At 71.5% G+C, this 14,257-nt stretch carries 13 protein-coding genes; 8 read left to right on the top strand and 5 right to left on the bottom strand.

Going from position 1 to position 14,257, the window contains the following annotated elements:
• Positions 1-86: 86 nt before the first annotated feature.
• The 7 genes from ABH928_RS35020 to ABH928_RS34990 all read left to right on the top strand — a co-directional run bounded on the left by ABH928_RS35020 (position 87) and on the right by ABH928_RS34990 (position 6,595).
• Positions 87-914 carry an SDR family NAD(P)-dependent oxidoreductase gene (locus tag ABH928_RS35020; RefSeq protein WP_370072773.1) on the top strand — a complete coding sequence of 276 codons (828 nt, stop codon included), beginning with the start codon at positions 87-89 and terminating at the stop codon, positions 912-914.
• A 33-nt stretch (positions 915-947) separates the two neighbouring features.
• Positions 948-1,529 carry a Uma2 family endonuclease gene (locus tag ABH928_RS35015; RefSeq protein WP_370072772.1) on the top strand — a complete coding sequence of 194 codons (582 nt, stop codon included), beginning with the start codon at positions 948-950 and terminating at the stop codon, positions 1,527-1,529.
• 122 nt (positions 1,530-1,651) lie between these two features.
• Positions 1,652-2,692 (top strand): N-acetyl-gamma-glutamyl-phosphate reductase, encoded by a 1,041-nt coding sequence (argC, locus tag ABH928_RS35010; RefSeq protein ID WP_370072771.1) that lies wholly within the window; start codon positions 1,652-1,654, stop codon positions 2,690-2,692.
• Positions 2,693-2,718: 26 nt separating this feature from the next.
• Positions 2,719-3,870: a bifunctional glutamate N-acetyltransferase/amino-acid acetyltransferase ArgJ gene (gene argJ / locus ABH928_RS35005; RefSeq protein WP_370072792.1), complete on the top strand. Its 1,152-nt coding sequence runs from the start codon at positions 2,719-2,721 to the stop codon at positions 3,868-3,870.
• 102 nt (positions 3,871-3,972) lie between these two features.
• A complete protein-coding gene (gene argB / locus ABH928_RS35000) occupies positions 3,973-4,869 on the top strand; it encodes an acetylglutamate kinase (RefSeq protein ID WP_370072791.1) in 897 nt (298 codons plus the stop codon).
• The gene (locus ABH928_RS34995) at positions 4,866-6,053 is read left to right on the top strand and encodes an acetylornithine transaminase (protein ID WP_370072770.1); all 1,188 of its coding nucleotides are present in this window, start codon (positions 4,866-4,868) and stop codon (positions 6,051-6,053) included. The genes argB and ABH928_RS34995 overlap by 4 nt, the downstream gene beginning before the upstream one ends.
• 14 nt (positions 6,054-6,067) lie before the next feature.
• Positions 6,068-6,595, top strand: a complete 528-nt coding sequence (locus ABH928_RS34990; RefSeq protein WP_370072769.1) for an arginine repressor — start codon at positions 6,068-6,070, stop codon at positions 6,593-6,595.
• An 8-nt stretch (positions 6,596-6,603) separates the two neighbouring features.
• On the opposite strand, the gene ABH928_RS34985 is transcribed toward ABH928_RS34990, so the two are convergent.
• From ABH928_RS34985 to ABH928_RS34965, 5 genes are all read right to left on the bottom strand, one after another.
• Positions 6,604-7,980, bottom strand: a complete 1,377-nt coding sequence (locus tag ABH928_RS34985) for a cytochrome P450 (RefSeq protein ID WP_370072768.1) — start codon at positions 7,978-7,980, stop codon at positions 6,604-6,606.
• A 48-nt stretch (positions 7,981-8,028) separates the two neighbouring features.
• On the bottom strand, positions 8,029-9,756 hold the full coding sequence (locus ABH928_RS34980; protein WP_370072767.1) for an APC family permease: 1,728 nt from the start codon (positions 9,754-9,756) through the stop codon (positions 8,029-8,031).
• An 18-nt stretch (positions 9,757-9,774) separates the two neighbouring features.
• A complete protein-coding gene (locus ABH928_RS34975; protein ID WP_370072765.1) occupies positions 9,775-11,175 on the bottom strand; it encodes an aspartate aminotransferase family protein in 1,401 nt (466 codons plus the stop codon).
• A gap of 127 nt (positions 11,176-11,302) precedes the next feature.
• Positions 11,303-12,142 (bottom strand): FadR/GntR family transcriptional regulator, encoded by an 840-nt coding sequence (locus ABH928_RS34970; RefSeq protein ID WP_370072764.1) that lies wholly within the window; start codon positions 12,140-12,142, stop codon positions 11,303-11,305.
• Positions 12,143-12,308: 166 nt separating this feature from the next.
• A complete protein-coding gene (locus ABH928_RS34965; protein ID WP_370072763.1) occupies positions 12,309-12,788 on the bottom strand; it encodes an Lrp/AsnC family transcriptional regulator in 480 nt (159 codons plus the stop codon).
• A gap of 134 nt (positions 12,789-12,922) precedes the next feature.
• Here ABH928_RS34965 and ABH928_RS34960 point away from each other — a divergent pair, with 134 nt between their 5' ends.
• Positions 12,923-14,122 (top strand): PLP-dependent aspartate aminotransferase family protein, encoded by a 1,200-nt coding sequence (locus tag ABH928_RS34960; RefSeq protein WP_370072762.1) that lies wholly within the window; start codon positions 12,923-12,925, stop codon positions 14,120-14,122.
• The last annotated feature ends 135 nt before the right edge of the window (positions 14,123-14,257 follow it).

Below are 14,257 nucleotides of genomic sequence, written 5' to 3'. Positions count from 1 at the left end.
GCGTGTCCGCCGCCGGTATCGCCGGGACCGCCTCAGGATGGGCTGATCGAACAAGCCGATTTCAGGATGGACGGGAGGGAGTCGCCATGGGGCTCCGCAGCCTTCAGGGCCAGTCGGCGCTGGTGACCGGTGCGGGACGCGGCATCGGACGGGAGATCGCGATCGGGCTCGCCGAGGAGGGCATGAACCTCGGCCTGCTCGGACGCCATCGGGACACCCTGACCCAGACGCTGCGGCTCTGCGCACGCCACGGCGTGAAATGCATCGCACTCGCCGCCGACGTCTCCCACCCCGGGCAGGTCAAGTCCGCGATCACCAGCATGCAGCGCGACCTGGGCCGGATCGACCTGCTGGTCAACAACGCGGGCCAGGTCGACCGCGCCGAGGTGCCGCTCTGGGAGGCGGACCAGACCCAGTGGTGGCAGGTGATGGAGACCAACCTGCGCGGACCGTTCAACCTGCTCCGCTCGGTCCTGCCGGGGATGGTCGCACGCGGCGCGGGCCGGGTGGTCAACCTCAACTCCGGTTTCGCGCTGCGCCCGGACGGCCGTTACACGGCGTACGCCACCTCCAAGGCGGCCCTGCTGCGGCTCAGCGACAACATCGCGGAGTCGCTGCGCCCGCACGGCGTGACGGTGCTGGACATCTCGCCCGGCGCGGTGGCCACCGAGATGACGGCGAGCATGCCGATGTTCGACGGCATGGTGCACTGGGGCAGCATCCCGTACCTGGTCAGCACGGTCGTCGACGCCGCCCGCGGCCGCTTCGACCCGCTCCACGGACGCTTCCTCCACCTCGGCCAGGACAACCTGGAGGCCCTCCTCCGCGACGCGGCGACCATCCGCGACCACGACGCCCGCACCCTGCGCCTGCGCACCTACGGCGACGGGGACCCGCTGTCCGCTTACGCCTGAGCACTGTCGGTGACCATCGATAGACTTGGGAGCATGGAGACGCAGGCCGAGATCTACCGGCACCTTCGCGAGCACCGGGATGCCCTGACGCCGGGCCCCCATTTTTCCTGGCCCGAGATCAGCCGCGGCCAGATCCTCATGATGATGAGCCCGTCGCCGCGTCATGACCTGAATGCTCTCCGTATCCAGCAACAGCTCATGAGGCAGTTGGGCGATGGGCTGGTTGCGGCAACACTCGGCGACATCGAGGACGAGAACCTGGGTGTGCTGCGCCGGCCGGACGTCATCGTGGTCCCAGAGGCTGCCTTCGACACCTCCGACTCTGCTCTCGACCCGGCGGAGATACTGCTCGCGGTCGAGATCGTGTCCCCGAACAACCCGGACAACGACTACAAGGGCAAGTTGCGTGACTACCCCGCGATGGGCATCCCGCATTACGTGATCATCGACCCGCGTGACGGCACGGCACATCATTACTGGAAGCCGGTGGTCAAGAACGGGCGGGCCGTCTACGACGCCCACGTCCCCTATGTGTTCGGCGACGTCATCACCGTCGAGGAGTGGACGATCGACACCGGCAAGCTGCGCCGCTACTCCCCGGACGACGAGCAGTAGGGCCTGCCCTTCGGGCGGCACTTGGCCGCCTCGATGTATATCCATGCCCTTCATTGCATGAATGTGCCATCCTCCGTATAGTTATCCCGACGGAAGCTGTTCGGGTTCGAGGAGGCACGCAGATGGCATCCCAGGCGAGATTCCGCGCGGCAGTCGCCGGCGCGAGCGGGTACGCCGGGGGTGAGGTGCTGCGGCTGTTGCTCGCTCACCCCGCGATCGAGATCGGCGCGCTGACCGGCGGGTCCAACGCCGGGGCGACGCTGGGCGAACTGCAGCCGCACCTGTGGCCGTTGGCCGACCGGGTGCTGGAGCCGACCACGCCGGAGACGCTCGCCGGGCACGACGTCGTCTTCCTCGGGCTGCCGCACGGCCAGTCCGCCGCCGTGGCCGAGCAGCTCGGTCCCGACGTGCTGGTCGTCGACTGCGGCGCGGACTTCCGCCTGCACAGCGCCGAGGACTGGGAGAACTTCTACGGTTCCCCGCACGCCGGCACCTGGCCCTACGGCCTGCCGGAGCTGCCCGGCGGGCGCAAGGCGCTGGAGGGCACCAAGCGGATCGCCGTCCCCGGCTGCTACCCCACCTCCGTCTCGCTCGCGCTCTTCCCTGCCTACGCCGCCGGGATCGCCGAGCCCGAGGCCGTGGTCGTCGCCGCGTCCGGCACGTCCGGCGCGGGCAAGGCGCCCAAGCCGCACCTGCTCGGCAGCGAGGTGATGGGGTCGATGAGCCCCTACGGCGTCGGCGGCGTCCACCGGCACACGCCGGAGATGACGCAGAACCTCTCCGCCGTCGCGGGAGAGCGCATCGCGGTCTCCTTCACCCCGACCCTCGCGCCGATGTCCCGTGGCATCCTCGCCACCTGCAGCGCCAAGGCCAAGCCCGGTGTCACCGCCGCGCAGGTCCGCGCCGCCTATGCCGAGGCGTTCGACGGGGAGCCCTTCGTCCACCTGCTCCCGGAGGGGCAGTGGCCCGCCACCGCCTCCGTCCACGGGTCCAACAACGCGCTGGTCCAGGTCGCGCTCGACGAGAGCGTCGGCCGGATCATCGCGATCGCCGCCATCGACAACCTGGTCAAGGGCACCGCTGGCGGCGCCGTCCAGAGCATGAACCTCGCCCTCGGCCTGCCCGAGGAGCTCGGCCTTCCGCAGACAGGAGTCGCACCGTGAGCCAGAACCCCGTGACCCACGAAGGCATCGGCGTCACGGCGGCCCGCGGTTTCCGCGCGGCGGGCGTCACCGCCGGGATCAAGGCCTCCGGAACGCCGGACCTCGCGCTCGTCGTCAACGACGGCCCGTCGCTCGCCGCCGCAGGCGTCTTCACCTCCAACCGGGTCAAGGCCGCTCCGGTGTACTGGTCGGAGCAGGTCGTCAAGGGCGGCGCGATCAGCGCCGTCATCCTCAACTCCGGTGGCGCCAACGCCTGTACCGGCCCGCTGGGGTTCCAGGACACCCACGCCACCGCCGAGAAGGTCGCCGAGGTGCTGGGCCTGAACGCGGGTGAGGTCGCCGTCGCGTCGACCGGTCTGATCGGCGTCCGGCTGCCGATGGACAAGCTGCTTCCGGGCGTGGAGACGGCCGCTGCCGCGCTCAGCGACGGCGGCGGCGAGCAGGCCGCGATCGCGATCAAGACCACCGACACCGTCCACAAGACCGCCGTCGCCCACGGCACCGGCTGGACCGTCGGCGGCATGGCCAAGGGCGCGGGCATGCTCGCCCCGGGCCTGGCCACCATGCTCGTCGTGATCACCACCGACGCGCTGGTCGAGGCCCCGGAGCTGGACGCGGTGCTGCGCGGCGCGACGGCGAAGACCTTCGACCGGGTCGACTCCGACGGCTGCATGTCCACCAACGACACCGTGCTGCTGCTCGCCTCCGGCGCCAGCGGCATCGTCCCCGACGCCGACGAGTTCGCCGCCGCCGTCCGCGAGGTCAGCGCCGACCTGGCCCGCCAGCTGATCGGCGACGCCGAGGGCGCCAGCAAGGACATCCGGATCGACATCGTGAACGCCGCCACCGAGGCCGACGCCGTCGAGGTGGCACGCTCCATCGCCCGCAACAACCTGCTCAAGTGCGCGATCCACGGTGAGGACCCGAACTGGGGCCGGGTGCTCTCCGCGATCGGCACCACCTCGGCCGCCTTCGAGCCGGACCAGCTGGACGTCGCCATCAACGGCGTCTGGGTCTGCCGCGACGGCGGCGTGGGCGAGGACCGCGAGCTGGTGAGCATGAAGGACCGCGAGGTGGTCATCACCGCCGACCTCAAGGCCGGGGACCAGGCCGCGACCGTCTGGACCAACGACCTGACCGCCGAGTACGTCCACGAGAACAGTGCCTACTCCAGCTGACCCTGACCCCAGCTGACCCTGCCTACCGGAGGACCGGGACCCGTCGTGCAGATCGCACCCAAGGGCGAACAGGCCCGCAACAACACCGCGCTGCCCAAGGCGATGACGCTCGTGGAAGCGTTGCCGTGGTTGGAGCGCTTCCACGGCAAGACCGTCGTGATCAAGTTCGGCGGCAACGCCATGGTCGACGACTCGCTCAAGGCGGCCTTCGCCCAGGACGTCGTCTTCCTCCGCTACGCCGGGCTGCGCCCGGTCGTCGTGCACGGCGGCGGACCGCAGATCAGCGCCCAACTCGCCAAGCTGGGGCTGGAGTCCACCTTTACCGCCGGGCTGCGGGTGACCACGCCGGAGACCATGGACGTGGTCCGGATGGTCCTGGCCGGACAGGTCCAGCGCGAGCTGGTCGGGCTGCTCAACACGCACGGCCCCTTCGCCGTCGGCATGACCGGCGAAGACGCCCACACCATGACCGCGGTCAAGCGCTTCGCCGACGTGGACGGCGAGCAGGTCGACATCGGCCTGGTCGGCGACATCGCCCATGTCGAGATCGGCGCGGTCAGGGCGCTGCTGGACGACGGCCGGATCCCGGTCATCTCCTCGGTGGCGCGCGGCGCGGACGGCCACGTCTACAACGTCAACGCGGACACCGCCGCCAGCGCCATGGCGGTCGCGCTCAAGGCGGAGATGCTGGTCGTGCTGACCGACGTCGAAGGCCTCTACGCCGACTGGCCCGCCTCCGACGACGTGATCAGCCTGCTCGGCGCGAGCGAGCTGGAGAAGCTGCTGCCGACGCTGGCCAGCGGCATGCTGCCGAAGATGGAGGGCTGCCTGCGCGCCGTCCGCGAGGGCGTCGGCACCGCGCGCGTGCTGGACGGCCGGGTCCAGCACAGCCTGTTGCTGGAGATCTTCACCGACGAGGGCATCGGCACCATGGTCGTTCCGGACACGCCGGATGCCATCGACACCGACGAGACCGTCATCAATGGGGGACTGGCATGACCGGCACGGGCAACGAGGAACTGACCGCCCGTTGGCAGCACGCGCTGATGGACAACTTCGGCACCCCGCGGGTCCCGCTGGTCCGCGGTGAGGGCGTGCACGTCTGGGATGCCGACGGCAAGCGCTACACCGACTTCCTCGGCGGTATCGCGGTCAACTCCCTGGGCCACGCGCATCCGGCGATCGTCGCGGCGGTCACCCAGCAGATCGGCACGCTGGGCCATGTCTCGAACCTCTTCGTCGCCGAGCCGCCGGTCCGGCTGGCCGAGCGGCTGGTCGCCTTCAGCGGCCGCGAGGACGCCCGGGTCTACTTCTCCAACTCCGGCGCCGAGGCCAACGAGGCCGCGTTCAAGCTGAGCCGGCTCACCGGCCGGACCCACCTGGTCTCCGCGACCGGCGCCTTCCACGGCCGGACCATGGGCGCGCTCTCGCTGACCGCGCAGCCGAAGAAGCAGGACGGCTTCCACCCGCTGCCGGGGGACGTCACCAACGTCCCCTTCGGGGACGTGGACGCGCTGCGGGCGGCGGTGACGGAGGAGACCGCGGCGGTGTTCCTGGAGCCGATCCAGGGCGAGAACGGCGTGGTCGTCCCGCCCGCCGACTACCTGCTCGCCGCCCGCGAGATCACCCGGGCCACCGGCACGCTGCTGATCCTGGACGAGATCCAGACCGGCATCGGCCGCTGCGGCCACTGGTTCGCCTACCAGGCCTTCGAGGGCGTCGACCCCGACGTGGTCACCCTCGCCAAGGGCCTCGGCGGCGGGCTGCCGATCGGTGCGACCCTGGCCTTCGGCGAGGCGGCGCAGCTCTTCCAGCCGGGCCACCACGGCAGCACCTTCTCCGGCAACCCGGTCGTCTGCGCGGCGGCCAACGCGGTGCTGGACACCATCGAGTACGACGGTCTGCTCGACCAGGTCGCCAAGGTGGGGGACCGGCTCCGCTCCGGCGTCGAGGCGCTGGGCGACCCGATGGTCGACCACGTCCGTGGCGCGGGACTGCTGCTCGGCGTGGTGCTGACCCGTCCGGTGGCGGGTGAGGTGCAGGCGGCGCTGCAGCGGGCGGGCTTCCTGGTCAACGCCGCCACAACGGACACGATCCGGCTCGCGCCGCCGCTGATTCTCACCGAGCGTGACGTCGACGCGTTCCTGGCCGTGCTTCCGGGTGTGCTCCGCTCCGTCAAGTAAGGAACAATTGCTCCATGACCGAACCCCATCGCGACGCCCCTGCGGTGCACCTACCGCAGACGCGCACGGCGCGGCACCGACGGATCGTGGAGCTGCTGACCCGTCAGCCCGTCCGCTCGCAGAGCCAGCTGGCCAAGCTGCTCGCCGACGACGGGCTGATGGTCACTCAGGCGACGCTCTCGCGCGATCTGGACGAACTGGGTGCGGTCAAGATCCGTAGCTCGGACGGCGCGCTGATCTACGCCGTCCCGGCGGAGGGCGGCGACCGCACCCCGCTCGCCCCGATGGGCGAGTCCGCGTCGGAGAGCCGGATGGCACGGCTGGCCGCGGAGCTGCTCGTCTCGGCGACGTCCTCGGGCAACCTCGTGGTGCTGCGGACGCCGCCGGGGGCGGCGCAGTTCTTCGCCTCCTCGATCGACCAGTCCGGCGTCGAGGAGATCATCGGCACCATCGCGGGGGACGACACCGTCCTGGTCATCAGCCGCGACCCGCAGGGCGGCGCGGACCTGGCCGAGTACCTGCTGCGCCTCGCCCAGTCCTGACGCGTCGGTCAGCGCGCGGCCGACCGCAGCACCGCCGGAATCGGGCGGGACGGCTGGAGGGTCAGGCCCGTGTGCGGCTTCACCTCGCCCGGCTCGGTCTCGACGCGGAACCGCTGCGCCAGCACCGCCAGCACGAGAACCGCCTCCACCAGCGCGAACCGCGCGCCGAGGCAGGTGCGTTGGCCGCCGCCGAAGGGGAACCAGGCGTGGTCGGGGATGACGTCGGCGGCGTCGGGGTCCCAGCGTTCGGGCCGGAACGCGTCCGGCTGCGGGAAGTACCGACGGTCGCGGTGGACCGACCACTGGCTCGCCCAGACCGTCGTCCCCTCCGGGACGGGACGGCCGCCCAGCGTCGCTCCGGCGCGTGACACCGCAGTGATCAGCCAGATCGGCGGGTAGAGGCGCAGCGACTCCTTGACGATCGCCTGGGTGAACGGCAACCGGGCGTAGTCGTCGAAGTCCGGCAGCCGCCCGTCCAGCACCTCGGCCAGCTCCGCGTCCAGGCGTTCCCTGGCCTCCGGGGAGCCGGAGAGCAGATGCCAGGCCCAGGTCAGGGTGGTCGACGTGGTCTCGTGGCCGCCGATGTAGAGGGTGACGGCCTCGTCCCGCAGCTCCTGCTGCGACAGCGGCGCGCCGTGCTCGTCCCGGGCGGTGAGCAGACGGCTGAGCAGGTCGTCGCGTTCCTGGCCCGCCGCAGAGGCGGCCTGGTGCTCGGCGATGATGCGGTGGATCTCCTCGTCGAGCCGGCCCACTGCCGCGCGCAGGCGCCGCCGGCCCGGGGTCGGGATCCACGACGGCAGGAAGACGGTGACGCCGCGCAACTCCGCACCGATCGCCTGCTGGGCCACCGCCATCGCACCGGCGACGACCTCCTCGCGTCCGGCGGTCTCCACGCCGAACAACGTCCGCACCGCGATCCGCTGCGTCAGCCGGGTCATCTCCTGCTGCACGTCCACGGCCTGACCGTCCGTCCAGGCCGACGCCGTCGCGTCCGCGCACTCGACCATGGTCGCCGCGTAGCTGCGCACCTGGCGGGGCCGGACGGAGGGCTGGACCAGGGCCCGCTTGCGCCGCCAGTCCGCCCCGGTGCTGGTCACCACGCCCTCACCGAGCACCTGGTGCATCGCCCAGCCCAGGTCGACGGGGCTGAAGGTGACCTCGACCCCGGCCAGCAACTCGCCGACGTCCTCGGGCCGGGAGACCAGCAGACTGCGCTTCGGGCCCAGCGACCACGGCGCCCAGTCGCCGTAGCTGTCGCGGAGGTGGCAGAAGAAGGCGAGCGGATCGCGCGCGAACGCGGGCAGGTTGCCGAGCAGCGGCAGACCGCGCGGTCCCGTGGCGGACGGCGCATGGATTCCGTTGGCAGGAGCGTGAGTTGACGTCACGCAGCCATGGTGCCCCGGCTCGCACCATGGCACCAGAGGCACTCGAACTCAGGGCGTTGCCTGCGGGTCCGCCACCGGCGTGTCCGCCAAGTCCTGCGTCTCGCGGGTGAGTTCCTCGATACGATCGGTCGGCAGGGCCACCGCCACGGCCCAGGCGTAGATGGCGATGCTGAACACGGCGACCACCGCCATGTCCCAGCCGAACGGCAGCCACGGGTGGGCCCAGGGCCCGAAGTCGCTGACCCAGGTGATCAGGCCCATGCCGACCAGGTAGGCCGGCAGCCACTGCGCGGCGCGGAAGTCCAGTCGTACCTCGACCGGATTGGTGTGCAGTACGCGGGCGATCGCGAGCAGCAGATAGCCGATGCCGACGGCCACTCCCAGCTTCCAGACGGTGTCCCAGCCGCTCCAGAAGATGATCAGATTGGCCACCACGAAGGCCGCGGGAGCCAGCACCCCGCCCGCCTTCAGCCTGAACGGCCGTGCCACGTCCGGCAGTCGGGACCGGAACACGCCGAACGCCAGCGGCGCGCCCGCGTACATCAGCACACTCGCCGACGTCACCAGGTTGACCAGCGAGTTCCAGCTCGGGAAGGGCAGGAAGGCCACGCAGCCGACCACGAACGCCGCCACGATGCCGACCCACGGAACCCCGCGTCGGTCCAACTTCTCGAAGGCGGACGGCACGTAGCCGTTGCGGCTGAGCCCGTAGGAGATCCGGGAGGCGGCGGTGGTGTAGATCAGACCCGTTCCGGCGGGGGAGATGACGGCGTCCAGGTAGAGCACGGCCGCCAGCCAGCCCATGCCCACCACCGAGACCAGACCGGCGAAGGGCCCGGAGATCCCCGCGTACGCCAGGTCCGCCCAGTGGTGGATGGCGCCGCTGGGCAGCGCGCCGATGTAGACGATCTGCAGCAGGATGTAGAGCAGCACGCCCAGCACCATCGAGCCGACCACGGCGCGCGGGATGTCCCGTCCGGGCTGCTTGCTCTCCCCGCCGATCTGGATCGCCTGCTCGAAGCCCATCAGCGCGAAGATGATCCCGCTTCCGGGCACGGCCAGCAGCACGCCCTTGGCGCCGAAGGGCGCGAACCCGCCGCCCGCCGTGAAGTTGGCGGGGTGGAAGCCGGCGATCGCCAGCAGCAGCACGACCAGCATCGGCACGCCGATCTTCCACCAGGTCGCGGCGTTGTTGGCACGGGCGAGGGTTTTGATGCCCATCAGGTTGATGCCGCAGAAGACCGCCATCAGCAGCACCGCGATCACCAGGCCCGAACCGGTCAGCAGGCCCTGGCCGTTCTCGAAGCCCCTGGCCCAGCTGTAGTGGTCCGCGTAGCCGATCATCGCCATGACCTCGATCGGCGCGGTGGTCGCCACGGAGAGCCAGGAGAACCAGCCGAACGACGCACCGGCCGCGCCGCCGAAGGCCAGGTGGGGGTAGCGGGCGGTGCCGCCGGATATCGGGAACATGCCGCCGAGTTCGGCGTGGACCAGGGCCAGGATGATCATCGCGACCGCGCCGATGCCCCAGGCGACCAGCGCCGCCGGTCCGGCGGCGGTGACCGCGTTCTTCGCGCTGAACAGCCAGCCCGAGCCGATGATCGAGCCGACCGACGCCCACAGCAGGCCGATCAGGCCGACCTCGCGCCGCAGTGTGCGGCCTCTGCCGTCGGGATCGGCGCTGCCGCTCCCATTCCCGTCGTTGGTGGAGCCGGTTGAGCTGGCTCCGCCGGTGGAGCCGGTTGAGCCCGTGGACGGTGCGGAGGTTCTGCTCATGGTGGTGCTCCTCTCTTGCTAGGCACGACCTTCAGCGGAGGCGGCGGGTGCGACCAGGGTGGCGACGATCTCCTCGACCATCTGCTCGGTGATGTCGGGGTGGACGTAGGCGAGCCGGGCGACGGTCTCGCCCTCCCACACGGTCGGTGCCACAAAGGCGATCTGACGCTGCATCAGGTAGTCGCACCAGAACCGGTAGTCGGCGCCGCTCCAGCCGACGCGGCGCAGCACCACGACCGACAGCTCCGGCTCGCGTACCAGCTCCAACCCGTCGGTGCGCCGCACCAGCTCGGCCGTGAAGCGCGCGATCCGCAGCCCCTGCTCCACCGCCGCACGGTAGGCGTCGGTGCCGTGGACCGCGAGCGAGAACCAGAGCGGCAGGCCGCGCGGGCGCCGGGTGAGGTGGTAGGCGTAGTCGCTGGGGTTCCACTCGTCGTGGCCCTCGCCGCCGTCGCCGTGGATCGCGTCCAGGTAGGACGCGTCCTGGGTGTGCACGGCGCGGGCGAGGCGCGGGTCGCGGTAGAGCAGTGCGCCGCAGTCGAAGGGCGCGAAGAGCCACTTGTGCGGGTCGATGACGACGGAGTCGGCGCGCTCGATGCCGCTCATGGCCGCGCGGATCTCCGGCGTGAACAGCCCGGCACCGCCGTAGGCGGCGTCGACGTGGAGCCAGAGCCCGTGCGCGGCGGCCTGGTCCGCGATCCCGGCCAGGTCGTCGATGATGCCCGCGTTGGTGGTGCCGGCGGTGGCGACCACGCCGATCACCGGACCGTCCTCCGCGGCGGTGCGCTCGGCCTCGGCGAGCGCTGCCGCCAGGGCCCGGCCGGTGAGTCGGTGGTCCTCGGTCGGCACCACGAGTGTGTCGACGCCGATGATCGAGAGCGTGTTGGCGACCGAGGAGTGGGTCTGGTCGCTGACCGCGATCCGCAGCGGCGCGCGGCGGTCCAGGCCGAGCCGACGGCGCGCGGTGTCGCGGGCGACGACCAGCGCGGAGAGGTTGCCTGCGGAACCGCCGCTGACGAAGCAGCCGCCTGCCTCCGCGGGCAGTCCGGCCAGGTCGGCGAGGAGTCGCAGCACCTGGTTCTCGGCGGCGATCGCCCCGGACGCCTCCAGCCAGGAGACGCCGTGCAGGGAGGCGGCGGAGACCACCATGTCGAAGAGTGCCGCGGCCTTGGTCGGCGCGCCGGGTATGAAGGCAAGGAAGCGCGGGCTGTCGCAGGAGACGACGGTCGGCTCCACAGCCTCGGTGTAGCGGCGCAGGACATCGGCCGGGTCCGCGCCCTGGGCGCCGATCGCGCCCTTGAGCTGGACCTCCAGCTCGGCCGCCGCGCCGATCCGCCCGAGTGGGGCCGGATCCAGGCTCAGACGGTCGACCAGATGCCGGACGATCGTGTCGGTGAGTTTGGTGTCGAAGGCGTGCAAGGGGCGGTCCTCCCGGTGGAACTACCGGCGGCCGGAGCAGGGCAGGGGGAAGCCGCTCGGTGCCGGTTGCGCTTTTGGATCTGCTTCAGACCCAATGCCGGGAGGTTAGGGGGGCATGCCGGCGAGGTCAATCCCTCGCGTCGAGACCGGGTGCTTCCGTGCCCGCCTGCGCGGCGTCGGAACCGCGTCCCGGGGTGAGGCGGTCCAGCAGGGCCGTGAACTGGGTTGCGGCCTCCTCCAGATGGCGCCGCATCGAGGCCTCCGCGGCGGCTCCGTCCCCGGCCAGCACAGCCAGCGCGGTGGCCAGATGCTCCTCGCGGAAGACCTGCGCCAGATCACGGCCCTCGGGGTAGACCACGCCCCAGTCGGTCTGCAGCCAGAGGGAGTTGCCGCCGACGAACATCTCCGTCCGGGCCCGGGAGACGGCCTCGCGCAGCACCTCGTTCCCGGCTGCCGCAGCGACGGCCAGATGGAACCGCGAGTCCATTCGGTGGTAGCTGGTGAGGTCGGTGACCTCCTCGTCGAGCATCCGTACCAGCGCACGCCGGGCGGCGGTCGGGCCGCGCTCGGCAGCGAGCCGGGCCGCCAGCGGCTCGATCGCGGCCCGGTACTCCATGTAGTCGCGCAGCGAGGCACGCAGCTCCGCGAGGGCCTCGGCCTGGACGGACGGAGCCGCCGTGGCGTCGTCCGCCGCGCGGACCCGGGTCCCGCCCGCGCGTCCCGGAGTGGTCACCACCAGACCCTCGTCGGCCAGTTGGCGCAGCGCCTGGCGGACGGTGTTCCGGCCGACGCCGAGCGCGGCGGCCAGGTCCCGCTCAGTGGGCAGCCGGGCGCCGGGCGCGAACCCGCCGAGGGTGATACGCGTCCGCAGCGCGTCGGCGACGACGGCGTGCGAGGGAGCGCGCTGCTCCGCGGGGCCGAGATCCTCGGCTGCGTCCGGCACGTCGGCCGGCCTGTCCGTCCCCACTGCTAGGGCCTCCCCGGCTCCTCGGGTCGTGGTGTCTTCGGTTCCGTGGGCGCCATTGACGGCGCTCCGGGCTCGTGCCAGTCTCGCACGGAGCACTTTGGATCCGCACGGATCCAAACGTCGATACTGCTCGGCGGTTAGGACTCGGCGGCTTTTGCTTCAGCGCCTACGTGGTCACCTGGCCGCGCATGTGGCCGAAGATCAGGCTGGTCTCGGTGTGGGCGACCGCCGGATGAGCCGTCAGATGCTCCAGTACGAAGTCCCGCAGCGCGTCGGTGTCCGGGACAGCCACATGCAGCAGGTAGTCGTCCGCCCCGGCCAGGTGGTACGCGGCGAGGACACCGGGCAGCAGCGGGATCTGCGCGGTGAAGCTGGAGATCCGCTCCTTGGTGTGGGCGTGCAGACGGACCGCGATCATCGCCTGGATCCCGAGCCCGAGCGTGGCCGGGTCCACGTCCGCGTGGTAGCCGCGGATCACTCCGCGCTCGCGCAGCGCCCGGATCCGGGCCAGGCAGGTCGAGGGGGCGATGCCGACCTGCTCGGCGATCGCGTTGTTGGGCATCCGCGCGTTCTCGGCCAGCAGCCGCAGGATGGCGCGGTCGACGGGGAGGAGTTCGGGCTGCGGATTCTTCGGCACGAGGCCCATGCTGCCCCCTGTCGGTTGAAGAAGTACATGCCCAGTTCGGCCAGATCCGAATTTCCTTCGGAACAGTGGCCATTGCCTTGGCAGATCTTCACCCTAGGGGCCACCCCACAGCACAGGACGGAGAGGTCCCACCCATGCCCCCCGCCGACGTCACCCCCCACCCCGCTGCCCACACTGCCGCTCGCCCCGACACCCGCGCCGTGCACGCCGGACGCCACGACCTGCGCGCCCTCGGCGTCCACGTCCCGCCGATCGACCTCTCCTCCACCAACCCGCTGCCCGGTGTCGAACTCGGTGGCGACAGCTATGAGGCGCTGGCCACCGGCGGACTGATGCCGGAGGGCGGCAGCGCCGTCTACCAGCGGCTGTGGAACCCGACCACGGGTCGGTTCGAGGAGGCGCTGGCCGAGCTGGAGGGCGCCGAGCAGGCGGTCGCGTTCAGCTCCGGCATGGCCGCGATCACCGCCTGCCTGCTGGCCGCGCGCGCCGAGGGCCGCGGGCACGTCGTCGCCGTCCGTCCCCTCTACGGCGGCACGGACCACCTGCTCGCCACGGGCCTGCTCGGCACGGAGGTCACCTACGCCGGCGCCGACGAGGTCGACGGCGCGATCCGCCCCGACACCGGCCTGGTCGTCGTCGAGACGCCCGCCAACCCGACCCTCGAACTCATCGACCTGGCCGCGCTCGCGGCCCGCTGCGGCTCCGTGCCGCTGATGGTCGACAACACCTTCGCCACCCCGGTGCTGCAGCAGCCGCTCCGGCACGGCGCGACCCTCGTCGTCCACAGTGCGACCAAGTACCTCGGCGGCCACGGCGACGTGCTGGCCGGCGTGGTGGCGACCTCGGCGGAGTGGGCGCAGAAGATCCGCCCGGTCCGCGCGGTGACCGGCGGCATCCTGCACCCGCTCGCCTCCTACCTGCTCCACCGCGGCCTGCAGACGCTGCCGCTGCGCGTCCGCCACCAGAGCGACAGCGCGGGCAAGCTCGCCCTCTGGCTCGCCGAACAGCCCGCCGTCGAGCGCGTCTTCTACCCGGGCCTGCCGGAGTGCGACCCGCACGGGCTGGTCGGTACCCAGATGTCCGCGCCGGGCTCGGTGCTGGCGTTCTCGTTGCGCGGCGGTTATGCGGCGGCGGCCTCGGCGGCCGAGCGCTGCGAGCTGGTCACCCACGCGGTCTCACTCGGCGGCGTCGACTCGCTGATCCAGCACCCGGCCTCGCTCACCCACCGCCCGGTCGCCCCGGAGGCGCGCCCGCACCCGTCGCTGCTGCGCCTCTCGGTCGGCCTGGAGGACACCGAGGACCTCTGCGACGACCTCGCGCGGGCGCTGGCCTGACGCTTCCGGTCCGGCGACGGCATCGAGGAGCAGGAAGGCCCTAGCTGTATTGATCCGCAGCGTTGTTGACTCGGCTGATGGGGGTTTGGCCTCCGAGTGCGGTGTGACAGCGATGGTAGTTGTAGCGGTGGAGGA

This window comes from Streptacidiphilus sp. MAP5-3 (genome assembly GCF_041262505.1).
In the GTDB taxonomy this organism is placed as follows: domain Bacteria; phylum Actinomycetota; class Actinomycetes; order Streptomycetales; family Streptomycetaceae; genus Streptacidiphilus.
The sequence above is the reverse complement of the archived record's forward strand: the minus strand, read 5'-3'. Positions and strand labels throughout refer to the sequence as shown.

Bases quoted from the DNA above. Each gene is read 5' to 3' on its own strand.
- ABH928_RS35020 (WP_370072773.1), top strand. From the start codon at position 87: ATGGGGCTCCGCAGCCTTCAGGGCCAGTCGGCGCTGGTGACCGGTGCG.
- ABH928_RS34965 (WP_370072763.1), bottom strand. From the start codon at position 12,788: ATGGGCCTCGTGCCGAAGAATCCGCAGCCCGAACTCCTCCCCGTCGAC.
- argB (WP_370072791.1), top strand. From the start codon at position 3,973: ATGACGCTCGTGGAAGCGTTGCCGTGGTTGGAGCGCTTCCACGGCAAG.
- ABH928_RS34980 (WP_370072767.1), bottom strand. From the start codon at position 9,756: ATGAGCAGAACCTCCGCACCGTCCACGGGCTCAACCGGCTCCACCGGC.
- ABH928_RS34990 (WP_370072769.1), top strand. From the start codon at position 6,068: ATGACCGAACCCCATCGCGACGCCCCTGCGGTGCACCTACCGCAGACG.
- argC (WP_370072771.1), top strand. From the start codon at position 1,652: ATGGCATCCCAGGCGAGATTCCGCGCGGCAGTCGCCGGCGCGAGCGGG.
- ABH928_RS34995 (WP_370072770.1), top strand. From the start codon at position 4,866: ATGACCGGCACGGGCAACGAGGAACTGACCGCCCGTTGGCAGCACGCG.
- ABH928_RS34960 (WP_370072762.1), top strand. From the start codon at position 12,923: ATGCCCCCCGCCGACGTCACCCCCCACCCCGCTGCCCACACTGCCGCT.
- ABH928_RS35015 (WP_370072772.1), top strand. From the start codon at position 948: ATGGAGACGCAGGCCGAGATCTACCGGCACCTTCGCGAGCACCGGGAT.